Source organism: Maritimibacter alkaliphilus HTCC2654, assembly GCF_000152805.1.
GTDB classification, from domain to species: Bacteria; Pseudomonadota; Alphaproteobacteria; order Rhodobacterales; family Rhodobacteraceae; genus Maritimibacter; species Maritimibacter alkaliphilus.
This window is the reverse complement of record NZ_CH902578.1, coordinates 1,527,087-1,549,480: the sequence shown is the minus strand read 5'-3', so window position 1 is coordinate 1,549,480 and position 22,394 is coordinate 1,527,087. Positions and strand designations below refer to the sequence as shown.

Sequence of the window (22,394 nt, the reverse complement as noted above, 5' to 3'; positions counted from 1 at the left end):
ATCGCTGGACCCGCAAGGCCCAGTCCGGGGAGAGGACAACGCCCTTTACAACGGCACGAGGCCCCCGGCCACCGCGCCCCACGGTTGAAACCGCTTCGCGATTTCGACCCGAAAAGTGGGAACCGGTTTTCGGATCAGGTCGAAATGCCACCTATAAAGGAGATCAGCCGTGACCAAACGCACGTCTGCCAAGTACAAGATCGACCGCCGCATGGGCGAAAACATCTGGGGCCGTCCGAAATCCCCGGTGAACCGCCGCGAATACGGCCCCGGCCAGCACGGCCAGCGCCGCAAGGGCAAAATGTCCGACTTCGGCCTTCAGCTTCGCGCCAAGCAGAAGCTCAAGGGCTACTATGGCGACATGACCGAAAAGCAGTTCCGCCGCATCTTCGCGGAAGCCGAGCGTCTGAAGGGCGACACCGGTGAGAACCTGATCGGCCTGCTCGAGCGCCGCCTCGACGCCGTCGTCTACCGCGCCAAGTTCGTGCCGACCATCTTCGCCGCCCGCCAGTTCGTGAACCACGCGCATGTGATGGTGAACGGCCAGCGCGTCAACATCCCGTCCTACCGCGTGAAGGAAGGCGACGTGATCGAGGTCCGCGAGAAGTCCAAGCAGCTCGCCATCGTTCTGGAAGCCTCGCAGCTGCCCGAGCGTGACGTGCCCGACTACCTCGAAGTCGACCACTCCAAGATGAAGGCGACCTTCGTGCGCACTCCGGGCCTCTCGGACGTGCCGTACCCGGTCATGATGGAACCGAACCTCGTCATCGAATTCTACGCTCAGAACTGATCTGAGCCGACCCGAATGCGAAAGGGCCGCCCGGTTGGGGCGGCCCTTTTTCGTGGCGGCTGGTCCTGTGCGTCATCGGGTCCGGCCCTTCCCCCCGCGGCCCGCATTTGCCATACGGGGGACCAACCCGTGATCGAAGGAGTGCCCATGTCCCACCCCATCTACGCCCGCATCGACGGCCCCGTCATCATGATCGGTTTCGGCTCCATCGGGCAGGGAACCTTGCCCCTGATCGAGCGTCATTTCGACTTCGACACATCGAAGCTCACGATCATCGAACCGGGAGAGGCGAACGGGGCGGCGGCGCGGGAGACGGGCTATGCCCATGTCGCGGAAACGCTGACGCCGGACAATTACAAGGACGTGCTGGGCGGGCTGTTCGAGGACGGCAAGGGGTTCGTGGTGAACCTGTCGGTCGATACCTCGTCGCTCGACCTGATGAAGTTCTGCCGCGAACATGGCGTGCTCTACATCGACACCGTGGTCGAGCCGTGGGCGGGCTTCTACTTCGATACCGAGGATAACGCGGCGCGCACCAACTATGCCCTACGCCAGAAGGTGCGGGACGAAAAGGCGGCCAATCCCGGCGGGACGACCGCCGTGTCCTGCTGCGGGGCGAACCCCGGCATGGTGAGCTGGTTCGTCAAAGCCGCGCTTCTGCGTCTGGCCGAAGACCTCGGGGCAGAAGCCGACCCCAAGTCGCGCGGCGAATGGGCGGCGCTGATGCAGACGCTTGGCGTCAAGGGCGTGCATATCGCCGAGCGCGACACGCAGGTGCGCACCGAGCCGCGCCAGCCGGGCCATTTCGTCAACACATGGTCGGTCGAGGGCTTTATCGCGGAAGGGTTCCAGCCCGCCGAACTGGGCTGGGGCACGTTCGAGCCGTGGTTCCCCCCGAACGGACACCGCCAGAAGACCGGGTGCAAATCCGCGATCTGGCTGGAACAGCCCGGCGCGAACACCCGCATCCGCACATGGTGCCCCACCCCCGGCCCGCAGTTCGGCTTTCTCGTCACCCATAACGAGGCCGTGTCGATCGCGGATTATTACACCGTGGGCGCGGGCGACGACCCGGAGTTCCGCCCCACCGTCCACTATGCGTACCACCCCTGCGACGACGCCGTGCTGTCGCTGCACGAGATGTTCGGCTCGGGTCAGGTGCAGGACGTGCATCACATTCTCGACGTGGACGAGATCGAGCCGGGCGGGATCGACGAGCTGGGCGTGCTGCTCTACGGGCACGCCAAGAACGCCATGTGGTTCGGCTCGCGCCTGTCCAACGAAGAGACCAAGGGGCTTGCCCCCAAGCAGAACGCGACCGGGCTTCAGGTTTCCTCCGCCGTGCTCGCGGGGATGGTCTGGGCGCTCGAGAACCCCGAGGCGGGGATCGTCGAGACCGACGAGATGGACCATCGCCGGTGCCTTGAGGTGCAGATGCCCTATCTCGGCCCGGTCGAGGCGCATTACACGGATTGGACTCCGCTGACCGATCGGCAGAGCCATTTCCCCGAAGAACTTGTCGAAAGCGAACCTTGGGCGTTTGCAAACGTGCTGGAACGGATGGGCGCCTGAGCGTGCGCGCGGTGCCGGGGCTCAGGCCCCGCGCGGCGCGAACAGGATGACGCCCGCACCGACGAGGCATAGGGCGGCACCAAGGACATCCCACCGATCCGGGGCCTGACGTTCGACGAGCCACAGCCAGCCCAGCGAGGCGAGGATGTAGACCCCGCCATAGGCCGCATAGGCCCGCCCGGCGAAACCAGCGGGCGACAGGGTCAGGAGCCAAGCGAAGAGGGCCAGCGACAGGATGCCCGGCGCCAGCCACCAGACCGGCGCCCCGGACCGTGCCCAGGCCCAGATCGCGAAGCATCCGGCGATTTCGGCGAGGGCAGCGGCAAGATAAACGGCAAGTGTCATGTCTTTGTCCCGATCCGGTGAGGCGTCCTAAAACATTCAAAAAACTGATTGGGTCTTTTCCGGCGGCGCCCGCGTGCTTAGGTGCCGTGAAACAGATCACAGGAGAAACCCGATGAAAACCGAAGACGTGAATGGCAAGACGCTGGAAACATGGACCCCGCAGGAGGTGGCGCAGGGACTTGCGGACGAGACCATCGTGCTGATCGACGTGCGCACCCCGGCCGAATACATGTTCGAAAGCATCGAGGACGCGCTTCTCGCGCCCATGAGCCATATCTCGAAAAAGGCGCTGCCTGCGGGCCTTGGCAAGCATGTCGTGCTGTATTGCGGCTCCGGTATGCGCTCGCGCAAGGCCGCCGAAATCTGTCTGAGCAAGAAATTCGAGAAGATCGCGCATCTCGAAGGTGGGTTCGCCAACTGGAAACAGGCAGGCCAGCCCTATCTCGGGACCGATATGTCCACGGGCGCGCCGCAGGTGAAGACCTCCTGAGGCTCCAAGCGCACAGTCGGCGGGTCGTCTGGCCCGCCGCCCCCCCGAATAGTCTGGCCCCGCGCCCGGATGGTCGCTAAGACAGGGGCCTCAACCCCGGGGATGGAAATGACCAAGACACCCAAGCCGCAGCCCGGCATCATGGACATCAAGCTTTACGAAAGCGGCGCGTCCAAAGTCGATGGCGTCGACAACGTCGTGAAGCTTTCGTCGAACGAGAACCCGCTGGGTCCGTCCGAGAAAGCCATCGAAGCCTATGGGCGTTCGGGTCACTACCTCCACCGCTATCCGAACACGGACCACGCCAGCCTGCGTTTCGCCATCGGCGAGGTGCATGGACTCGACCCCGAGCGGATCATCTGCGGCGTCGGCTCGGACGAGATCATCACCTTCCTCTGTCAGGCCTATGCGGGTCCGCGCGACGAGGTGATCTACACCGAGCACGGCTTTTCGATGTACAAGATTTCGGCCCGCGCGGCGGGGGCGAAGCCTGTCGAGGTGCCCGAGCGCGAGCGCGTGGTGGACGTGGACCAGATCCTGCGCGCGGTGACCGCCAAGACCCGGATCGTGTTCATCGCGAACCCCGCGAACCCGACCGGCACGATGGTCGGGCAAAAGGAACTCGCCCGTCTTGCGCGTGAACTGCCCGGCAACGTGGTGCTGGTGCTCGACGGGGCCTATGCCGAATATGTCGAGGGTTTCGATGGCGGTGCCTCGCTGGTCGAACGTCACCCGAACGTGGTGATGACGCGCACCTTTTCGAAGATCTACGGGCTGGGCGGCCTGCGCATCGGCTGGGGTTATGCCCAGAAAGAGGTCATCGACGTGCTGAACCGCATCCGCGGCCCCTTCAACCTGTCCTCGACCCAGCTTGCGGTGGCCGAAGCCGCCGTGCGCGACCGCGCGCATGTGGACAAATGCCGCGCCGAAAACGCCCGCCTGCGGGCCTGGATGGCCGAGGCACTGGCGGAACATGGCGTGCCCTCGGACACCTCCTGCGCGAATTTCGTGCTGGCGCGGTTCACCGATGAGAAAGAGGCCGACGCGGTCGACAACTATCTGAAAGCGAACGGAATCATCGTGCGCAAGGTGGCGGGATACAAACTGCCCCATTGCCTTCGCATCACCGTGGGGGACGAGCCGTCCTGCCGCCGTGTCGCGCATCTGATCGGCGAGTTCAAAGGGAGCGTGGCCGATGCCGGCTGACGCGCCGATCTATGACCGGGTCGCGCTGATCGGCCTTGGCCTGATCGCCGGGTCGATGGCCCATGCCATGCGGCGGGGCGGTCTGGTGGGCGAGATCGTCGGAACGGCGCGATCTGCCGAAACCCGCGACGTGGCGCGCGAGATCGGCCTTGTGGACCGCGTCGTCGACACCGCCGCCGAAGCGGTCGCGGGGGCCGATCTGATCGTCCTCGCCGTGCCGGTCGGCGCGATGGGCGCGGTCGCGGAAGAGATCGCGCCGCATCTGGCCCCCGGCGCCACGGTGACCGACGTCGGTTCGGTCAAGGGCGCGGTGATCGAGGCCGTCGGCCCGTACATTCCCGAAGGCGTGCATTTCGTCCCGGCTCACCCGCTGGCGGGCACCGAACATTCCGGGCCACGCTCGGGCTTCGCGTCGCTCTTCGACAACCGCTTCACGCTGATCGTGCCCGCCGAAGGGTCGGACCGGGATGCGGTGGCGCGGCTCGACGCCCTCTGGCGCGGCATGGGCGCCAACACGGAAGAGATGGACGCCGATCACCACGACCTCGTCCTTGCCGTGACCAGCCACACCCCGCACCTCATCGCCTATACGATGGTGGGCGTGGCCGACGATCTGCGCCGCGTGACCGACAGCGAGGTCATCAAGTATTCCGCCGCCGGTTTTCGCGACTTCACCCGGATCGCGGCATCGGACCCGACCATGTGGCGCGACGTGTTTCTGAGCAACAAAGAGGCGACGCTGGAAATCCTCGGCCGCTTCACGGAAGAGCTTTTCGCGCTGCAACGGGCGATCCGCACCGGGGATGGCGAGCTTCTGTTCGACTATTTCACGCATACGCGGGCGATCCGGCGCGGCATCATCGAGGCCGGTCAGGACACCGCCGCCCCCAACTTCGGACGCGAACCGACGACATGAGGTGGGGCGGGGGGATAACCGTGGCGCTCACCGCCGCGCTCTTCGCGACCAGCCTCGCCGCCGAAGCCCCCACGCGCTCGCCCCTGCCGCCACCGCGCCCCGGCACGGCCACGCCGACCCCGGCGCAGACCCCGAACGACCCGATCGCGAATTTCGTGAACGAGGTGTTCAAGCCCCGCGCGCGCCCCGGCCAGAACACCCGCGTTCAGCAGATGACCGCGGCCCAGTCGCAAAGCTACACCCGCCTCGCCGTCGCCCAATCGCTGATCCCGCCGCGCCGCCCCGACAACCTCGTTCGGCGCAACACCGTTCAGCGCACCGGCATGGCCCAATCCGGCGATCACGCCCGCGCCGTCACCTCGGCCGCCGGGTCGGTCTGCGGACGCCCCGAGATCAAGGGCGTCAAGCTTCAGTCGATCCCCGGTCGCGTCAACGGCTGCGGGATCGAGGAGCCGGTCAAGGTCACCTCGGTCTCCGGCGTCGCGCTCTCGACCCCGATCACGGTCGATTGCCAGACCGCCGTGGTCTTCAACGCCTGGGTCGGTCAGGCGCTCGTGCCGCTGACCAAGAATCTGGGCGGCGGTGTGCGCGAGGTGAACATCATGGCGAGCTACGCCTGCCGCAGCCGGAACAACCAGCGCGGCGCGAAGATCAGCGAACACGGCAAGGGTCATGCCGTCGACGTCGGCGGCTTCACCCTCGCCAACGGGGTCAAACTCACCGTCCTCGACCACTGGAACCACAGCCAGCACGGCGACTTGATGAAGCAGTTGCACCGCGTCGCCTGTGGCCCCTTCGGCACCGTGCTCGGCCCGAAATCCGACCGTTTCCACCAGAACCACTTCCATTTCGACACCGCGCGGTATCGCTCCGGCTCCTACTGCCGGTAAAACCGCTCGCATGTGCCCCGTGAAACGCGGTATCTCACCCCCGACACATATGACGGAGGCACAGATGGCGCTGCGCAACGATATCGACCCCGACGGTCTGCTCGAATTTTCCGTGGTCTTCACCGACCGCTCGCTCAACCACATGTCCGCGGCTTTCCAGCAGGTGATGCGCGACATCTCGACGGGGCTGTGCGAGGTCTACAACGCCGACGCGGTCGCCGTGGTCCCCGGTGGCGGCACGTATGCGATGGAAGCGGTCGCCCGCCAGTTCGCCACCGGCAAACGCGCCATGGTCATCCGCAACGGCTTTTTCTCCTACCGCTGGTCCCAGATCTTCGAGATGGGCGCGATCCCGGCGGAAGAAACCGTGATGATGGCGCGCCGCACCGGCAATGACGCGACCGCGCCTTTCGCGCCCTGTCCGCTGGACGAGGTGATCGCCAAGATCGAGGCGGAAAAGCCCGAGGTCGTCTTTGCCCCGCATGTGGAAACCTCCTCCGGCATCATCCTGCCCGACGACTATATCCGCGCCGTGACTGATGCGGTTCACGCCAATGGCGGCCTGTTCGTGCTCGACTGCATCGCCTCGGGCACGATCTGGGCGGATATGAAGGCGCTGGGCGTCGACGTGCTGATCTCGGCCCCGCAAAAGGGCTGGTCGGCGCAACCCTCCGCCGGGTTGGTGATGATGAACGACACCGCGCTCGCCGCCGCCAAGGCCACCAAATCCACCAGCTTCGCCATCGACCTTGGCAAGTGGATCGCGATCATGGAGGCCTATACCAACGGCGGTCACGCCTATCACGCCACCATGCCCACCGACGCGCTGCGCGCCTTCCGCGACGCGATGCATGAGACCCGCGACTACGGTTTCGACAAGCTGAAAGAGGCGCAGTGGGAGCAGGGGCGCCGCGTGCGCGCGGCCCTTGCCGAACGCGGCTTCAAATCCGTCGCCGCACCGGGGTTCGAAGCCCCGGGCGTGGTCGTGGTCTACACCGACAACCCCGAGTTCCAGACCGGCAAGGCGTTTCTGGGCCAAGGCGTCCAGATCGCGGCGGGTGTGCCGCTGATGGTGGGAGAGGGCGAGGGCTACAAGAGCTTCCGTCTGGGTCTCTTCGGCCTCGACAAGCTCTATGACGTCGATGCCTCGGTCGCGCGCCTCGAGGCCGCGCTGGACGCCGTCACCTAATTGCGCATCCGCCAGAGCGCATAGACGACCAGAGCGATCACCACCTCGGTCACGAAGACCAGCCCGGCGGGCCCGGCGACGACGATGCCCATGAGGGCGAAAACGACGACGAGCGCCGACATCAGGAATGTGGCGCTCGCGATCTGGTCTTCGGAAAGGGGGGCCGCGTCGGCGCGGGCCTTGGGGCTTGGGTCAGGCATGGCAGTGCTCCTTTGCATCGGAACACCGGACGACGGGCTTCGGTTCCCTACTTCCCGACCGACAGGGTAATGAGGATCACGAACATGATCGGCGTCACGACGACCATGGTCATTCCCACGCCGGGAAGCCCGAACAGCACGAAGGCGAGGATGAGAACGACGACCACCGCCAAGGCGATGAGAAAGCCCCAGATCGCCTGACGGCGTTCGGTCTCGGCGGATTGCGGGTCGGTCATTGGTCTCTCCTGTCTGATCCTGGCGCGGACCTTCTTTCTGACGCAAAATTCCGACATCCGAAATGCGCATTTGTGCCGCGCGTCAGGCGGTCGCAGGTCTTCTCTGTTTCCGGAAACCTCGGAGGGGACGGATTTGCCTGCAAATCCGGGGGAGGCTGGCCTCCCCCCACCGCGACGGCCTGCCATTGGCAGGGCGGCGCAAATCCTGTGCGCCGCAGGCGCTCGATTAGATTGCCGTCAGACCGGGCCGAGACCTGCGCGCATCACACCGCGCCGGACCGGGGCGATGTCGTGGACGGCGCGAAGCCCCATCAACCGGACCGCCTGAACGCCGGCCTCGCCGGAGCCTGCGACGCGGTTGAACAGGTCGATGACCCGCGCGCGGCGGGCGATGTCGGCGCGCCGCGCGGCGTCGTATTCCGCCAGAACCTCGGGCGCACCGGGGTCGTCGGGCCGCTTCACCGCGGCCTCCAGAAGTGCTGCGATGTCGTTCAGCGAGGTGTTCAGCCCCTGCGCCCCGATCGGGGGCAGGGCGTGCGCGGCTTCGGCCACCACGGCCACGCGCCCCTCGACCAGCCGGTCGGCGGTCTGCGTGATGATCGGCCAGATCGAGCGGTTGCCCTTCAGGCTCATCCAGCCCAGAAGCCCGGTGGAGCGTTCGAACATCACCTGCTCGAAGGCCTCGACCTCCATCTCCATCAGTTCGACAGAGCGTGGCCCCTTGTTCATCCACACGATAGCCGAGGCGGGCTGACCGTCCACATCGGCCAGGGGCACGATGGTGAAGGGCCCACCTTCGTTGTAGATCTCGGTCGACACGTTCTCGTGCGGCAGGTCGTGCGTCACGGTGAAGGCAAGAGATTTTTGCCCGTAGCGCGTGGTCGTCACGTCGATCCCCGCAGCTTCCCGCAGGGCCGAGAACTTGCCGTCCGCCGCAATCGCCAGCTTGGCGCGCACGGTGGAGCCGTCGGTCAGGGTCACGATGGTCTCGGTCGTCCGGTTCACCAGCCGTTTGAACCCCGTGCCATACAGCGCGGTGATGCCCGGAGCGTCTTGCAGGTAGCGCCACAGCTCGCGCCGCACGACCCAGTTCATCAGGTTCCAGCCGAAGGGTTCGTCCGACATCTCGGAGGCCTGGAACACCCTGCGCTCGCGCTCCACGGGCGGCCAGCCGGTCGTGTCGATCACGGCCAGCCGGTCGAGCGGGGTCGACAGCGGTTCCAGCAACGGCCACAGCCCGCAGGCCGCGAACAGGTCGCGCGCGGGTTGCAGGAAGGCGGTGGACCGCAGGTCCGAGCCGTCGAGGTCGGCCTCGGTCACGGGCGGCACCGGATCGGCCATGACGACGGAAAACCCGCGCGCGGCGAAGACGGCCGCGGCCACCTGTCCGGCGATCCCGCCGCCCGAAATGAATATGTCTGCGCTGCGTCGTTCCATGCTCAGGATGTAGCCCCGTCACGCGCCGCCGCCAAGCCGCCAAGCTGCGACAGGAAGTCCGACAGGTCGTCGGTATGGTGGTGAATGTGGGCGGCCTTTATCGGCGTCGGGGCGACGTGGACCGTCCGCATCCCCAGGTCGTGCGGGACGGCAAGGTTCCGTGCGTCGTCCTCGAACATCGCGGCGGTCGCCGGGTCCAGCCCATCGGCGGCGAAGACCGCATCGAAGGCCGCGCGGCGCGGTTTGGGCTGAAAGCCCGCGTGTTCGACGCCATAGACCGCGTCGAACACCTCGGACAGCCCGCGCGCGGCGAGCACGTTGCGGGCATAGGGTTCGGTCGCGTTGGTATAGACGATCCGCCGGCCCGGCAGCGCCGCGATCCGGTCCGCGAGAACCGCATCCGCCTCCAGCGGGTGAACCGAGATGTCGTGAACGTCGTAGAGATACCCGTCCGGGTCGATCCCGTGGACCTCCATCAATCCGGCGAGCGTGGTGCCGTGGCTGTCCCAGTAAAGCGCGCGCAGGCGGTCGGCCTCGGCCCGGTCCACGTTCAGCGTGCGCATCACCCAGTCGGTCATCTTGACTTCGATCTGGTCAAAGAGCCGCGCGGAGGGCGGGTAGAGCGTATTGTCGAGGTCGAAGACCCAGGTCGTCACGTGCGAGAAACTGTCGGCTACCATGCCCCCTAGATAATGCGGCACAACGTCGCCCGCGACCCCGAAAGCGCCCCCGCGCTTGATTGTGAGCGCTGACAGGTCATAGTCACCGGACGAACAGGAGGACGCGCGCGTGAAAGAACCCCGAAGCGGGCCCAAGGATGCCTATGAGCTGATCCTCGATGCGATCGACGAAGGTCTCTACAAGCCCGGCGACCGCATGGTGGAAAGCGAGCTTGCCGACCGCTTCGGCGTGTCGCGCACCCCGATCCGCGAGGCGTTGCAGCGTCTGGAGACCCAAAGCCTGCTCAACCGCGACGGCCGTTCGCTGATCGTGGCCTCGCTCGACCATACGCAACTGGCCGAGCTTTATGCCGTGCGGGCCGAGCTCGAAGGGCTGGCCGCACGTCTTGCCGCGCAACATGCCGCGCCGGAAGAGCAGAAGGTGCTGCGCGCCATGGTCGAGGAAGACCGCGGGCTGGTCGGCGACCCTGCGGCGCTGGCGCGGGCGAACCGTCGGTTCCATCGCCAGATCCACCTCGCCTCGCACAACCGCTATCTGCTTTTGCAACTGGACCTCGTGCACCGGACCATGGCGCTTCTGGCGACCACGTCGCTCGCCGCCGAGGGGCGGTCCGAAGTGGCGCTGGCCGAACACGATGCCATCGTTCGCGCCATCGAAGCGCGCGACGGCGATGCGGCGGACGAGGCGCTGCGCCGCCATATCTCGAAAGCGTTCGAGACCCGGCTTACGATCGACTCGAAATCGGGATGACCTGCGCGGTCTGAACCGGGGCAGGCGAGAATTTCGCTAGGGTTTCTTCGACCAGATCGTCGTGGCCGTGCTGGGTCTTGTCCCAGAAGAACGGCTTGCGCACGATCTCGCCCAGCCCCTTGAGCGCGGCGAGCGAGGCGAGCGGGAAGTAGACGTGCAGGGTCGGCACCCAGAGTTTCAGAAACCGTCGCCCCGGTGTCGAGACGGCGATCATTCCGACCGCGATGTTGATCGCCTCGGCGGTGAGGAACGTGGCGAACATGGCCCAGACCACCCAGCCCGGCATGACCTCGGCCAAGGGGTGCGGCAGGCCGAAGGCCAGCAGCCAGTAGGACCAGAGCACGGGGGCGAGGATCAGGTGCGACAGGGTGCCGAGGAACACGATCTGCACGCCCCAGAACCTGCGCGCCCCCAGTTCCCGCCACAGGCGGCGCGGGTCGCGCATATGGACGCCATAGGTCATCGCGTAGCCCTTGATCCAGCGTGACCGCTGCTTGATCCACGGCCAGACCCGGCAATTCGCCTCCTCCTTGGTCACGGTTTCGACCAACTCGGTGGTATAGCCGAGCCGGGCGAGCCGGATGCCGAGGTCCGCGTCCTCGGTCACGTTATGGGCGTCCCAGCCGCCCAGTTGTTCCAGCACGCCCCGGCGAAAGAACAGCGTCGTGCCCCCCAGCGGCACGGCGAAGCCCATCTTTTCCATGCCCGGCAGGACGATGCGGAACCATGTGGCGTATTCGATGGTGAAACAGCGGCTGAGCCAGTTGGTGCGCGCGTTGTAATAGTCGAGCATCCCTTGCAGGCAGGCGACGCGCGGCGGAGCTTCGGCGAACCGGGCCACGATCCGGTCGATCTGGTCGGCATCCGGCGCATCCTCGGCATCGTAGACCCCGATGATGGTGCCCCGCGCGAAGTCGAGCGCGAAGTTCAGGGCGCGGGGTTTGGTCCTCACGCCCCCGCGCGGAACGGTGATCTGGCGCATCCATGCGGGCAGGCGGGCGTTCGACAGGGTTTCCTGCGTCAGGGTGTCGTCCTCTTCGACGATCAGGCAGATGTCGAGCAATTCGCGCGGATAGGTCAGCCGTTCGAGCCGTTTGACCAGACGCCCCGCGATCTCGCGTTCGCGGTAGAGCGGGACGAGGATCGACACCACCGGGCGGCGGCGCGGATCGTGCGGCCCGACCACGCGGATCGGTGCCGCGTGCCGATGGCGTCGCGTGTGGATCACCGCCGCGGCCAGCTTGACGCCCGTGTTCACGATCAGCGTCAGGATGGCCCAGCCGGTCAGCATCGCCCAGGCGGCGGTCGGCGCGGTGAGGAGGACGAGCGCCACGGCACCGGCGAGCGTCAGCCACAGACGGGCCGCACCGACCGTATCCCACGTCCGGCAGGACATATCCTCGGCGACCCGCGTTTCGGCCTGAGTGACCATCCGGCGGTGGCGCAGCGATACGAGGGCCGCGTCGATCTCGTTCCCCTGAGCCACGACCATGCGGCACGCCCCGAAGCTCTCTGGCAGACCGGACCGGATGCGGGCGAAGCGATCCGGGCAGGCGCAGGCGATGATCGTGGTGTCGCCGACCCGCTTCCACGGGACGAAGCCAAGACGCAGGCAGGCGTCCAGCCCCACAGCGTCGATCAGGCGCACGTCCGGCGGATCACGGCGCAGATCGACGAGCGTGGTGTCATAGACCTTGGCCAGCGCGCGGGCGAGCGTATAGGGCGTGACGAAGCCGCGCGCGAGCAGGACATCCCCAAGCCTGAGCGCGGTGCCGGCCCGCGCCTTCCGCGCCGCCAGCAGGTCTTCGGGGCGTAGGATGCCCATGTCCACCAGCTTCTCGCCCAGCCCCGACTTGCGCGGCGGCGGTTCGAGGATCGGTTCGGGCAGCAATTCGAGCCGGGGACGATGGATCAGGCGCAGCCGATCCAAGGGGCGCATGGCGATGATCTCGGCACCGTCATCGGTCCGAGGCAGGAATTTCCGCGCCACCTCCGCAAAGGCGAAGCTTCTGTGGGAATTGTCGGTCATCGTTTCCCCGCAACAGCGGGGTCATCCTGAGACCGCTTGGTTAATGTTCGGTTAACACGCGCCCGCCGGGCCGCTGTCAGGCCCGCGCCTGCATCGCGGCCGCGAACCGTTCGAACAGGTAGTAGCTGTCCATCGGGCCCGGGCTCGCCTCGGGGTGATATTGCACCGAATAGACCGGGCGGTCGTCCATCGCGATCCCGCAGTTGGACCCGTCGAAGAGCGAGACATGCGTCTCTTTCACACCGGCGGGGAGCGACTGGCTGTCCACCGTGAACCCGTGGTTCATCGACGTAATCTCGACCTTGCCCGTGGTCAGGTCCTTGACCGGGTGGTTCGCGCCGTGGTGGCCGTGGTTCATCTTGATCGTCTTGGCCCCGAGGGCGAGGGCGAGCATCTGGTGGCCGAGGCAAATGCCGAAGACCGGCATATCGGTGTCGTTCAGCACCTTCTGGATCATCGGCACGGCATATTCGCCCGTCGCCGCCGGATCGCCGGGGCCGTTCGACAGGAACAGACCGTCGGGCTTGTGCGCCATGACCTCGTCCGCCGTGGCGGTGGCGGGAAGAACGGTCACGTCGCAGCCCGCCGAGGCGAGGCAGCGCAGGATGTTGCGTTTCGCGCCGTAGTCGATCGCGACGACCTTGTATTTCGGCTGCTCCAGCCGGGGGTAACCGTCGGGCCAGGCCCACCGCATCTCGTCCCAGCGGTAGCTTTGCGCGCAGGTCACGTTCTTGGCGAGGTCGAGGCCCACCAGACCGGGGAAGGCCCGCGCCTTGGCGACCAGCGCCTCGAGGTCGAAGTCGCCGTCCGGGTCATGGGCCAGCGCGACATGCGGCGCGCCCTGCTGGCGGATCGCGCGGGTCAGCCGCCGGGTGTCGATCCCGCCGATGCCGATGCGGCCGCGCTTTTCCAGCCAGTTCCACAGCGGTTCTGCCGCGCGCCAGTTCGACGGCTCGGTCGGGTCCCACTTGACCACCATGCCCTCGGCCACCGGGTCCTGCGTTTCGTCGTCTTCCGGGTTCACGCCCACGTTGCCGATATGCGGGAAGGTGAAGGTCACGACCTGCCCCGCATAGGAGGGGTCCGTCATGATTTCCTGATACCCGGTCATCGCGGTGTTGAAGCACAGTTCCGCGGTCGTCACGCCCGTGGCCCCGAACCCTTTTCCGTAGAAAACGGTTCCGTCTGCAAGGGCGAGGCAGGCGGTCGGCTTGGTCTTGGTCGGCATGGCAGACTCCCGGATCGGATCGCGAGAGGTGTTACGGGGGCGGCCCGTCAGCGTCAAGGGGATCGGGCGCTTGTTTCTGCCCCTGCGAAGGTGTAATTTCGGGGCTTCGTGACTGGAACTTTGAAGGGTTTTCACCACATGCGAAACCGGCTGAGCGAAGCGCTGAAGACGGCGATGAAGGAAAAGGATACGAAGCGTCTTTCGACCCTGCGCCTCATCAATGCCGCCATCAAGGACCGCGAAATCGCCATGCGGGGCGAGGGCGAGGACCCGTCCGACCTGACCGATGACGTCATTCTCGGCATCCTCGGCAAGATGGTGAAGCAACGTCAGGAATCGGCGCGCGCCTATGAAGAGGGCGGGCGGCTGGAACTGGCCGAGGCCGAGCGGGAAGAGATCAAGGTGATCGAGGAATTCCTGCCGCGCCAGTTGTCCGACGCCGAGGTCGACAAGGCCGTGGACAAGGCCGTCGCCGAGGTCGGCGCGACGTCGATCCGCGACATGGGCAAGGTCATGGGCGTGCTCAAGGGCAAGTATACCGGGCAGATGGATTTCGGCGCGGTCGGCCCCAAGGTCAAGGCGCGGCTGGGCTGAGACCCCGAGGGGGGCTTTCGGGTGCCGCGTGTGACCTAAGGTCTTGAAACGCGCGACAATTCGACCTTCGGACTGCCGAAAGCTTGACAGGCTGCGGAGCGTTGCGCATTGGCTTTCGGATGACGGACACACAGCGGCATCAGGGGGCGCGTGCGCCGGGCGCGTTTCGGCACGTCCTGCGGCTTGTCGCGCGTGCCGGTCGCGGTCTGGCCCGTTCCACCCGCCGCACCCATGCCGACGATCAGGCTCGCCGGATCGACGACCTGACGCGGGCGACGCAGCGTCTGGAACGGGCGCTGGCCGAACAGGTCGAGGCGACGCGACGGGTGGCCGAGGTGGCGACCCGGCTCGACCGTGTCGAGGGGCTTGCCACGGACGCGATGGAATTCGCGCAGGCCGCCGCCGGAAACAGCGCCGTGGCCGCGCGCCTCGCCACGAGGGTCGTGCGGGACGGACAGCCCATCCGCGTCGGATTTCTGGTTCACAACTACGAGGCTTGGGGCGCGCTCAGGCGCATCCATGCGCTGATGGTCGCGGATGACAGGTTCGACCCCGTCGTCTTCACGATTCCCCGTCGTTTTCCGGGCGCCGACACGTTTCGCGACGAGGATGGCAACAGCGCGGGGCTGACCGCCGAAGGCGTCGCTCACGTTCGGTTGAACGACCCCGAACCCAGCGTCGATGTGAGCCGGATCAAGTCCTTCGACCTCGAAGTGATTTTCCGTCAGTCGCATTGGCAAAAGGACGTGCCGGGCGTGTTCCGCACCGATCTGCTGTCCTTCGCCAAACAGTATTACGTGCCCTACGCCATCACCTCGCTCATCACCGAGGGCGGTGGCATCGTCGAGCATACGCGCAAGGATGTGCTGGCCCGGCAATTCGTGGCGGGCGCCGTCGCCCGTTCAATCGTGGCCAGCCACGACCGGCTGGGCGGCGCCCGGATCACCCTGTCGGGCCACCCGAAAGTGCGCGAGATCCGGACCGCCGGGCCGCACTGGCCCATCGCTTCGACTAACACGACCCGGGTCATCTGGAGCGCCCATCACGCCATCGACGGGTGCTGGAACGGCTTCGGCACCTTTCCCGAAGTCTGCGACGAAATGCTGGCGCTCGCCCGCAGGCGGCCCGACCTCGACATCCTGTTCAGCCCGCACCCGGCGCTCATCACCCGCATCGACGGGATGACGCCCGCGCGGCGCGCCCGGTTCGACGCCTTTTTCCGGACATGGGACGCGCTGCCGAACACCGGGCAGCTGCGCAGCGGGCAATACCTCGGCCCCTTCGCGGCCTCCGATCTGCTTGTCGTCGACGGTTTGAGTTTCCTCATGGAATACCAGCTTCTGAAGAAGCCGGTGATCTACCTGTCCCGGCCCGGCAGCTCGCCGTGGAACGCCATGGGCGAGATGGTGGTGGCGGGGACACATGAGCTCCCCTCCGCGCGGATTTCGGGGATCGAGGCGCTGATCGACGGGCTGCGCGACGGATCGGTGCCGCGCAAGGACGCCGCGCAACAGGCGCTGATCGACGAGTTGACCCCGCGCGACGATCCGGCACGTTTCATCGTCGATACGATCCACGACGATCTGCGCGCAGAGGCCCGTCGGGACGAGACCGCGGCAGGCTGACGCCGCCGGTCGGTTCGCATCGGCACAGAAACGCTAATCCACTGTGCATCTTTGCCGCAGGCTTTTCGCCCGCGCGAAAGCGGGGCAGGTTGACACGCGAAGGCCCGCGCGCGATGCACCCGGCATGGGCCGGGACGACCGGCCTTTTTGTTTTTAAGCGTTCAGGACGTCCCATGCCCAGCGATACGATGACCCCAGGCCTTTCCGACGCGCCGGTCGCGCCGGACCATTCCGCGCGCAACCGCGTGGTGATCCTGCTGCTTCTGGTCTCGACCTTCACGATGATCCTGAACGAGACGATCATGTCGGTCGCCTTGCCCCGGCTCATGTCCGATCTCGGCGTGACGGCCAATGCCGCGCAATGGCTGACCACCGCGTTCCTTCTCACCATGGCCGTGGTGATCCCGGTCACGGGGTTCCTGCTGCAACGGTTCCACACGCGCACGGTGTTCATCGCGGCGCTGAGTTTCTTCAGCTTCGGCACGCTTCTGTGCGCCATCGCGCCGGGCCTGCCGCCGCTGGTTCTGGGCCGGGTCGTGCAGGCCTGCGGCACGGCGATGATGATGCCGCTGCTGATGACGACGGTGATGAACCTCGTCCCGCCGGACAGCCGGGGAAAGACGATGGGCAATATCTCGATCGTCATTTCGGTCGCGCCCGCCATCGGCCCCACTTTGTCGGGGATCATCCTGAACCTGCTTGGCTGGCGCTGGATGTTCTGGCTGATCCTGCCCATTGGGCTGATCTGCCTTGCCGCCGGGCTGGCGTGGCTGAAAAACGTGACCGAGCCGCGCAAGGTGCCGCTCGACATCCTGTCGGTGCCGCTGGCCGCCATCGGGTTCGGCGGGCTGGTCTATGGCCTGTCCACGATCGGCGAGGGGCATGGCGAAGAGGGAGGCATGCCGCTGTGGCTGCCGCTCGCCGTGGGGGGCGCTGTGCTGATCGCCTTCATCCTGCGCCAGATCGCGCTTGGCCCACAGGAGCGGGCACTGCTCGACCTGCGCACCTTCCGGCACAAGATCTTCACCGTCGCCGTGGTAATGATGGGGCTCGCCATGATGGCGCTCTTCGGGATGATTATCCTTCTACCGCTCTACATGCAGAACGTGCTGGGGATGGAGCCGGTGCAGGCGGGCCTGATGCTTTTGCCCGGCGGTCTTCTGATGGGGCTACTGGCCCCGGTCGTCGGCCGCCTGTTCGATGCCCACGGCGCGCGCAAGCTGGTCATTCCCGGCTCGGTCGCGGTGGCGGTCGCGCTGTGGCTGATGACGACCTTCACGCCCGAGACCGGGATCGCGATGGTGCTGGCGAGCCATATCACCCTGTCGGCGGGCCTTGCGTTCCTGTTCACGCCGCTCTTCACCTCGAGCCTCGGGTCGCTGCCGCCGCAGCTTTATTCCCACGGCTCGGCGTTGATCGGCACGATCCAGCAGGTCGCGGGCGCGGCGGGGATCGCGCTGTTCGTGTCGGTGATGTCGGTGCGGTCCGCCGCCGGGATCGCCGCCGGGCTGGACGAGGCTCATGCGTTGTCGCAGGGGCTTCAGGCCGGGTTCATGTGCGGCGCCATCGCATCACTCGGCATGATCGCCGCCAGCTTCTTTGTCCGCCGCCCGCCGGACATGCAGGACGGCGGCGCCCCGATGGGGCACTGAAAGACAATACAAAGGCGCGCCACGGACAAGCCGGCGCGCCTTTTTCTTTGCTCTATGAGGGGCGGGGGAAACCCGGTCAGTTCCCCGGCCCGCGCCGCGACTTCGCCAGCACCAGCGCCCGCTCGAGCTCCTCGCGCAATAGGGGGCGTTCGTCTTCGGACAGGAACGACCCGATCTCGACCTCGCGGCCATTGCCCTTGAGCGTCAGGTAGTGCTTCACGGGGCCACCGTCCTTGTGAACCTGCACGCTGACCCAATGCGGGTTGGCGTCCCATTCGGCGTGTTGGCGGCGCGGCCCGGTGCGGCTGAGGTGCATCCGGTCGGTCCAGATCGTCAGTTCTTCGAGGATCTCACCGTCGCGGTAGCTTTTCCCGATGAACCACCACAGCCCGAAAATCGCGATCAGGCCGGGGCCGAGCAGCCACCACAGCGCCAGCGTGCCGACGAAGGCCGAGAGCGGGATCATCAGCATGACGTAGGCGAACCCGATGGCGAATGCGAAGCCGCGTTTCGGGAGCGAGCGATAGGGCCACAGGTGCAGCCGCGCGATGGGTGCACCGCCTTCGGCCTCGCCGGGCGCTTCGAAGGCGGGCGCCTCGCGGATCGGAATGTCCCATTCATAGGGCATCAGGCGCGTCCCCGGATGCGGCGGAGGAGGGGCCGGAGCACGACGGTCAGCACCAGCCCGGCGACGCCTGCGAGGAAGACGAAGGCCCCGACCTCGCCCACGGTGCCGAACAGGGCGACCCGGTCGGCAGGTGGGATGGTGACGGGGACGAGGCTCGCCGCCCCGCCGATCAGCATCATCAGCCCCGACACGACCGTCGGCATCCGGTCCGCGCGCCCCAGCCGTTCCTTGATCGCCTGCGCCACGGTCGCGACGAAGGTCACGGCGATCAGGCTTTGGACGAAAACGGCGAACCCGACGACATAGTAGCTGTCGGTCGCCGTCGCGCCGCCCTCCTGCGGCCAGGTGAGCGCCAGCACCATGTAGGCGACCGCGCCCAGCAGCCCGGCCCCGAGCACCAGCGACGCGCGCAGGCCCAAGACGGCCGCTACGAGCGCGGGCAGGGGGATCAGGATCAGAAAGGCGGGGGCAGGCAGCATGGTCTCTCTCATGAAAAAGGCCCCGGCGTTTCCACCGGGGCCTCAGGTCTCAGGTCGTCAGGCCCTTAGTGAGCGTGCGACTTGTCCCAGTCCTCGCGCTTCGGGAGCTGTTCGAACGTGTGCTCCGGCGGCGGCGAGGGCAGCGTCCACTCGAGCGTGTCCGCATACTCGTTCCAGTAGTTCTTCTCGGTGATCCGGCGACCGGCGGTCAGCGTGTAGATCATGATGCCGAAGAAGAAGATGAACGAGGCGAAGGACAGGAACGCACCCATCGACGAGATCTTGTTCCAGTAGGCGAAGGCCTCCGGATAGTCGATGTAGCGGCGCGGCATACCCTGACGGCCCAGGAAGTGCTGCGGGAAGAAGGTGAGGTTCACACCGATGAAGAACAGCCAGAAGTGCAGCTTACCGGCCCATTCCGGGTACTGACGGCCCGACATCTTGCCGATCCAGTAGTAGATCCCTGCGAAGATGGTGAAGGCCGCACCCATCGACATGGTGTAGTGGAAGTGCGCCACGACGTAGTAGGTGTCGTGATAGACGCGGTCGACACCGGCCTGCGACAGCACCACGCCGGTCACGCCGCCGATGGTGAACAGGATCAGGAAGCCGAAGCCGAAGAGCATCGGCGTCTTGAACTCGATCGAGCCGCCCCAGAGGGTCGCGATCCACGAGAAGATCTTGATCCCCGTCGGCACCGCGATGACCATCGTCGCCAGCATGAAGTAGGACTGCTGCTGAAGCGACATGCCCACGGTGTACATGTGGTGCGCCCAGACGACGAAGCCGATGACGCCGATGGCGATCAGCGCCCAGACCATCGGCAGGTAGCCGAAGACGGGCTTCTTGGCGAAGGTCGCGAAAACGTGGGACACGAGGCCGAAGCCCGGCAGGATCACGATGTACACTTCCGGGTGGCCGAAGAACCACAGGATGTGCTGGTAAAGGATCGGGTCACCCCCGCCCGACGGATCGAAGAAGGTCGTCCCGAAGTTGCGGTCCATGAGCAGCATGGTGATGGCACCGGCCAGAACCGGCAGGGCCAGAAGGATCAGCCATGCGGTGACGAAGATCGACCACGAAAAGAGCGGCACCTTGAACATGGTCATGCCCGGGGCACGCATGTTCAGGAAGGTCGTGATCATGTTGATCGCACCCAAGATCGACGAGGCGCCCGAGACGTGGACCGCGAAGATCGCGAGATCCATAGAATAGCCGCCTTCGGTCGTGGACAGCGGCGGGTAGAGCACCCAGCCCACGCCGGAACCGAGCTGATCGTTGCCGCCCGGAGCGAGCAGCGAGGCCACGCCCAGCGACGTGCCGGTGACGTAGAGCCAGAACGACAGGTTGTTCATCCGCGGGAACGCCATGTCCGGCGCACCGATCTGAAGCGGCATGAAGTAGTTGCCGAAACCACCGAACAGCGCCGGGATGACGACGAAGAACATCATCAGGACGCCGTGATAGGTGATCATCACGTTCCAGAAGTGGCCGTTCGGCGTACATTCCGCGCCCGCATCGGCGAACAGGCGGAAGCCTTCGAGACACATATGCTGGACGCCGGGGTCCATGAGTTCCAGGCGCATCAGCACCGTGAAGCTGACCGAAATCAGGCCGACGAGCGCCGACGTGATAAGGTACAGGATGCCGATATCCTTGTGGTTGGTGGACATGAACCACCGGGTGAAGAACCCGCGGGTATCTTCGTGGTCATGGCCCTGGATGGCTGCGTCCGCCATTGAGGTCTCCCTTAGCTGTCCAAATCCAGGGGGATTCCCCCCCACGGAATTGGGACGTGTTTACTGCGACATTTTGAACAGAGCAACGCTCAGGGCGATCAAATCTTCGCCTTTCTGCATGTATTGCAACGGGAAAAGCGCCTTGAGAACAGCGCCTCACGCCGATTTCGGGCAATTTGTCGCATGGGGCCTTGTTTGATCCGGGTCAAGGACGGGGCCGAGACCGGGCGCCCACGTGATCTGCGATGAGGGCCGCAATCGGCTCCAGCAACGGCCCAGGAAGTTCATGCCCCACGCCCTCCAGCGGTTCGAGCCGCGCGCCGGGGATGCCGCCAGCCAGCGCCATTCCTTTCGCGAAAGGCAGGATCGGGTCTTCGGTTCCGTGAATGACCAGGGTCGGGAGCGTGATACGCGCATAGGCGCCTGCCCAATCGGACACCACTTCAAGCGTCGCATGGTTGAAGAGGGTCTCGAACCCGTCGCGTCGGCCCAAGTCTCGCGCAATCCGGGCCGAGATGTCATCGCGCGCGAAAGAAAAAGCGGACCCGGCGCAAAGCCGTGCGATTTCAAGCAGGAACGCGCCAACTGCGGCCCGGTCCGCCATGTCCAACGATGCCAACCCGCCGAAATGCGCAAGAAATGCCTCCGAGATCGGGGGCAGGTCGGCGCCGTCCCAGCCCAGAGGCTCGGACGCGATCAGCGTCAGGGTCCGCACGCGGTCCGGGTGCCGCTCGGCTACCATCTGCGCGATGTAGCCGCCCAGCGACATGCCGACCATATCCGCATCGGCGCACCCGTAGGCGTCCAGTATGGCGATGATGTCGGTGGCCATGTCATCGACGGTGTAGCCGGGATCACCGGCGGGAAACTGCGACGACTGCCCGGTGTCGCGGTGATCGAAACGGATCACGAACCTGCCGTGTGTCGCCAACGCCTCGCAAAACGCCTCCGGCCACTCGAGCATCGAGGCATTGGCCCCCATGATGAGGAGCAGCGCCGGATGCGCCGGGTCGCCGAATGTCTCGGTCGCCAGTCTGACGGGACCATTCTCGACGATCCTGATGTTCACGTGCGCCTCGCTTGGTTGGGCTGGATGTCGGATTGGACGCCGCCCATTCGTCATCCGTCAAGTCGCAGGGGCCACGGGTTTCATCACCCGGCACGAAAAAGCCCCGCCGGGGTGTCGGCGGGGCTTTCGTTGGCCGTCAGGGCCGGGAGGAGATCAGGAGCCTTCGCCCTCTTCCATTTCGCCTTCCGAGAAGGTGGCGAGGTAGGCGGCGACATCTTCGCCGTCCTTCAGCTTGAACGTCATCTTCGACTTCGCGCCGTCATCTTCGAGGTAGGCCTGAAGGAAGGCTTTCGGGTCGGCGAGGTATTCGACCATGTTGGTCGTGTCCCACACGAGGCCCGCTTCACCGGCGGCCACGATGTCGTCGCCGTAGTTGAAGTCTTCATACGACCCGGCGGTGCGGCCGATCACGCCGTAGAGGTTCGGGCCGGTGCGGCCACCCTTCACGATGTCCTCGTCCGCCGACGAGATGGCGTGGCAGGATTTGCACTTGCGAAAATCGCCTTCGCCCGCTTCGGCGTCAACCATCACGGCGTGGCTTTCGGCAAAGGCAGCGGCGCCCGACAGGGTCAGGATGGCGGCGGTGGTCAGGATGGCTTTCATGGCGTTCCTCGTGGTTTGCGTTCGCAGATGGTCCGGGGATTCGGTG

The 22,394-nt window shown here is 66.0% G+C and carries 23 protein-coding genes; 11 read left to right on the top strand and 12 right to left on the bottom strand.

The window, feature by feature from the left end; translation table 11 throughout:
* Positions 1–169: 169 nt before the first annotated feature.
* Both rpsD and RB2654_RS08530 read left to right on the top strand, forming a co-directional pair.
* The gene (gene rpsD / locus RB2654_RS08535) at positions 170–790 is read left to right on the top strand and encodes a 30S ribosomal protein S4 (RefSeq protein WP_008330480.1); all 621 of its coding nucleotides are present in this window, start codon (positions 170–172) and stop codon (positions 788–790) included.
* A 147-nt stretch (positions 791–937) separates the two neighbouring features.
* Entirely contained in the window at positions 938–2,362 is a 1,425-nt protein-coding gene (locus RB2654_RS08530) for a homospermidine synthase (RefSeq protein WP_008330479.1), read from the top strand.
* 21 nt (positions 2,363–2,383) lie between these two features.
* Here the strand turns inward: RB2654_RS08530 and RB2654_RS08525 are convergent, their stop codons facing one another.
* Positions 2,384–2,707, bottom strand: coding sequence for a YnfA family protein (locus RB2654_RS08525; protein ID WP_008330478.1), 324 nt, complete (start codon positions 2,705–2,707; stop codon positions 2,384–2,386).
* A 112-nt stretch (positions 2,708–2,819) separates the two neighbouring features.
* Between RB2654_RS08525 and RB2654_RS08520 the strand changes: the two genes are divergently transcribed.
* The 5 genes from RB2654_RS08520 to RB2654_RS08500 all read left to right on the top strand — a co-directional run bounded on the left by RB2654_RS08520 (position 2,820) and on the right by RB2654_RS08500 (position 7,398).
* Complete coding sequence (locus RB2654_RS08520) at positions 2,820–3,197, top strand: rhodanese-like domain-containing protein (protein WP_008330477.1); 378 nt, start codon at positions 2,820–2,822, stop codon at positions 3,195–3,197.
* 108 nt (positions 3,198–3,305) lie between these two features.
* Positions 3,306–4,403, top strand: a complete 1,098-nt coding sequence (gene hisC, locus RB2654_RS08515) for a histidinol-phosphate transaminase (RefSeq protein WP_040885572.1) — start codon at positions 3,306–3,308, stop codon at positions 4,401–4,403.
* Entirely contained in the window at positions 4,393–5,319 is a 927-nt protein-coding gene (locus RB2654_RS08510; RefSeq protein ID WP_008330473.1) for a prephenate/arogenate dehydrogenase family protein, read from the top strand. The genes hisC and RB2654_RS08510 overlap by 11 nt, the downstream gene beginning before the upstream one ends.
* A gap of 20 nt (positions 5,320–5,339) precedes the next feature.
* Entirely contained in the window at positions 5,340–6,209 is an 870-nt protein-coding gene (locus RB2654_RS22355) for an extensin-like domain-containing protein (RefSeq protein ID WP_008330472.1), read from the top strand.
* Positions 6,210–6,273: 64 nt separating this feature from the next.
* Entirely contained in the window at positions 6,274–7,398 is a 1,125-nt protein-coding gene (locus RB2654_RS08500) for an aminotransferase class V-fold PLP-dependent enzyme (protein ID WP_187432386.1), read from the top strand.
* On the opposite strand, the gene RB2654_RS08495 is transcribed toward RB2654_RS08500, so the two are convergent.
* The 4 genes from RB2654_RS08495 to RB2654_RS08480 form a co-directional block, all read right to left on the bottom strand.
* Positions 7,395–7,598 (bottom strand): hypothetical protein, encoded by a 204-nt coding sequence (locus RB2654_RS08495; RefSeq protein WP_008330470.1) that lies wholly within the window; start codon positions 7,596–7,598, stop codon positions 7,395–7,397. The genes RB2654_RS08500 and RB2654_RS08495 overlap by 4 nt on opposite strands.
* 47 nt (positions 7,599–7,645) lie before the next feature.
* Positions 7,646–7,834 carry a hypothetical protein gene (locus RB2654_RS08490; protein WP_008330469.1) on the bottom strand — a complete coding sequence of 63 codons (189 nt, stop codon included), beginning with the start codon at positions 7,832–7,834 and terminating at the stop codon, positions 7,646–7,648.
* A 237-nt stretch (positions 7,835–8,071) separates the two neighbouring features.
* Positions 8,072–9,271 (bottom strand): FAD-dependent monooxygenase, encoded by a 1,200-nt coding sequence (locus tag RB2654_RS08485; protein ID WP_008330468.1) that lies wholly within the window; start codon positions 9,269–9,271, stop codon positions 8,072–8,074.
* Between the two features lie 2 nt (positions 9,272–9,273).
* A complete protein-coding gene (locus tag RB2654_RS08480; RefSeq protein ID WP_008330467.1) occupies positions 9,274–9,951 on the bottom strand; it encodes a pyrimidine 5'-nucleotidase in 678 nt (225 codons plus the stop codon).
* A gap of 109 nt (positions 9,952–10,060) precedes the next feature.
* Between RB2654_RS08480 and RB2654_RS08475 the strand changes: the two genes are divergently transcribed.
* A complete protein-coding gene (locus RB2654_RS08475) occupies positions 10,061–10,702 on the top strand; it encodes a GntR family transcriptional regulator (protein WP_008330466.1) in 642 nt (213 codons plus the stop codon).
* Here RB2654_RS08475 and RB2654_RS08470 read toward each other — a convergent pair.
* Together RB2654_RS08470 and carA are read right to left on the bottom strand one after the other, a co-directional pair.
* The gene (locus RB2654_RS08470; RefSeq protein ID WP_008330465.1) at positions 10,677–12,731 is read right to left on the bottom strand and encodes a glycosyltransferase family 2 protein; all 2,055 of its coding nucleotides are present in this window, start codon (positions 12,729–12,731) and stop codon (positions 10,677–10,679) included. The two genes, RB2654_RS08475 and RB2654_RS08470, sit on opposite strands and share 26 nt — an antisense overlap.
* A 76-nt stretch (positions 12,732–12,807) precedes the next feature.
* The gene (gene carA / locus RB2654_RS08465) at positions 12,808–13,959 is read right to left on the bottom strand and encodes a glutamine-hydrolyzing carbamoyl-phosphate synthase small subunit (RefSeq protein ID WP_008330464.1); all 1,152 of its coding nucleotides are present in this window, start codon (positions 13,957–13,959) and stop codon (positions 12,808–12,810) included.
* Between the two features lie 138 nt (positions 13,960–14,097).
* Here carA and RB2654_RS08460 point away from each other — a divergent pair, with 138 nt between their 5' ends.
* From RB2654_RS08460 to RB2654_RS08450, 3 genes are all read left to right on the top strand, one after another.
* Complete coding sequence (locus tag RB2654_RS08460) at positions 14,098–14,553, top strand: GatB/YqeY domain-containing protein (protein ID WP_008330463.1); 456 nt, start codon at positions 14,098–14,100, stop codon at positions 14,551–14,553.
* Between the two features lie 119 nt (positions 14,554–14,672).
* A complete protein-coding gene (locus RB2654_RS08455; protein WP_008330461.1) occupies positions 14,673–16,178 on the top strand; it encodes a hypothetical protein in 1,506 nt (501 codons plus the stop codon).
* 188 nt (positions 16,179–16,366) lie between these two features.
* On the top strand, positions 16,367–17,830 hold the full coding sequence (locus tag RB2654_RS08450; protein WP_246146516.1) for an MDR family MFS transporter: 1,464 nt from the start codon (positions 16,367–16,369) through the stop codon (positions 17,828–17,830).
* A gap of 76 nt (positions 17,831–17,906) precedes the next feature.
* Here the strand turns inward: RB2654_RS08450 and RB2654_RS08445 are convergent, their stop codons facing one another.
* From RB2654_RS08445 to RB2654_RS08425, 5 genes are all read right to left on the bottom strand, one after another.
* Positions 17,907–18,458: a DUF2244 domain-containing protein gene (locus RB2654_RS08445; protein WP_008330459.1), complete on the bottom strand. Its 552-nt coding sequence runs from the start codon at positions 18,456–18,458 to the stop codon at positions 17,907–17,909.
* Positions 18,458–18,937 carry a hypothetical protein gene (locus tag RB2654_RS08440; protein ID WP_008330457.1) on the bottom strand — a complete coding sequence of 160 codons (480 nt, stop codon included), beginning with the start codon at positions 18,935–18,937 and terminating at the stop codon, positions 18,458–18,460. The genes RB2654_RS08445 and RB2654_RS08440 overlap by 1 nt, the downstream gene beginning before the upstream one ends.
* Positions 18,938–19,002: 65 nt before the next feature.
* Positions 19,003–20,676 (bottom strand): cytochrome c oxidase subunit I, encoded by a 1,674-nt coding sequence (locus tag RB2654_RS08435; protein WP_008330455.1) that lies wholly within the window; start codon positions 20,674–20,676, stop codon positions 19,003–19,005.
* A gap of 205 nt (positions 20,677–20,881) precedes the next feature.
* Positions 20,882–21,745, bottom strand: a complete 864-nt coding sequence (locus RB2654_RS08430; protein ID WP_008330454.1) for an alpha/beta fold hydrolase — start codon at positions 21,743–21,745, stop codon at positions 20,882–20,884.
* Positions 21,746–21,898: 153 nt separating this feature from the next.
* The gene (locus tag RB2654_RS08425; RefSeq protein ID WP_008330452.1) at positions 21,899–22,348 is read right to left on the bottom strand and encodes a c-type cytochrome; all 450 of its coding nucleotides are present in this window, start codon (positions 22,346–22,348) and stop codon (positions 21,899–21,901) included.
* Positions 22,349–22,394 lie beyond the last annotated feature (46 nt).

Coding starts and splice junctions, on each gene's coding strand:
- RB2654_RS08530 (WP_008330479.1), top strand. CDS start 938: ATGTCCCACCCCATCTACGCCCGCATCGACGGCCCCGTCATCATGATC.
- RB2654_RS08525 (WP_008330478.1), bottom strand. CDS start 2,707: ATGACACTTGCCGTTTATCTTGCCGCTGCCCTCGCCGAAATCGCCGGA.
- RB2654_RS08520 (WP_008330477.1), top strand. CDS start 2,820: ATGAAAACCGAAGACGTGAATGGCAAGACGCTGGAAACATGGACCCCG.
- hisC (WP_040885572.1), top strand. CDS start 3,306: ATGACCAAGACACCCAAGCCGCAGCCCGGCATCATGGACATCAAGCTT.
- RB2654_RS08510 (WP_008330473.1), top strand. CDS start 4,393: ATGCCGGCTGACGCGCCGATCTATGACCGGGTCGCGCTGATCGGCCTT.
- RB2654_RS08500 (WP_187432386.1), top strand. CDS start 6,274: ATGGCGCTGCGCAACGATATCGACCCCGACGGTCTGCTCGAATTTTCC.
- RB2654_RS08495 (WP_008330470.1), bottom strand. CDS start 7,598: ATGCCTGACCCAAGCCCCAAGGCCCGCGCCGACGCGGCCCCCCTTTCC.
- RB2654_RS08490 (WP_008330469.1), bottom strand. CDS start 7,834: ATGACCGACCCGCAATCCGCCGAGACCGAACGCCGTCAGGCGATCTGG.
- RB2654_RS08485 (WP_008330468.1), bottom strand. CDS start 9,271: ATGGAACGACGCAGCGCAGACATATTCATTTCGGGCGGCGGGATCGCC.
- RB2654_RS08480 (WP_008330467.1), bottom strand. CDS start 9,951: ATGGTAGCCGACAGTTTCTCGCACGTGACGACCTGGGTCTTCGACCTC.
- RB2654_RS08470 (WP_008330465.1), bottom strand. CDS start 12,731: ATGACCGACAATTCCCACAGAAGCTTCGCCTTTGCGGAGGTGGCGCGG.
- carA (WP_008330464.1), bottom strand. CDS start 13,959: ATGCCGACCAAGACCAAGCCGACCGCCTGCCTCGCCCTTGCAGACGGA.
- RB2654_RS08460 (WP_008330463.1), top strand. CDS start 14,098: ATGCGAAACCGGCTGAGCGAAGCGCTGAAGACGGCGATGAAGGAAAAG.
- RB2654_RS08455 (WP_008330461.1), top strand. CDS start 14,673: ATGACGGACACACAGCGGCATCAGGGGGCGCGTGCGCCGGGCGCGTTT.
- RB2654_RS08450 (WP_246146516.1), top strand. CDS start 16,367: ATGACCCCAGGCCTTTCCGACGCGCCGGTCGCGCCGGACCATTCCGCG.
- RB2654_RS08445 (WP_008330459.1), bottom strand. CDS start 18,458: ATGCCCTATGAATGGGACATTCCGATCCGCGAGGCGCCCGCCTTCGAA.
- RB2654_RS08440 (WP_008330457.1), bottom strand. CDS start 18,937: ATGCTGCCTGCCCCCGCCTTTCTGATCCTGATCCCCCTGCCCGCGCTC.
- RB2654_RS08435 (WP_008330455.1), bottom strand. CDS start 20,676: ATGGCGGACGCAGCCATCCAGGGCCATGACCACGAAGATACCCGCGGG.
- RB2654_RS08425 (WP_008330452.1), bottom strand. CDS start 22,348: ATGAAAGCCATCCTGACCACCGCCGCCATCCTGACCCTGTCGGGCGCC.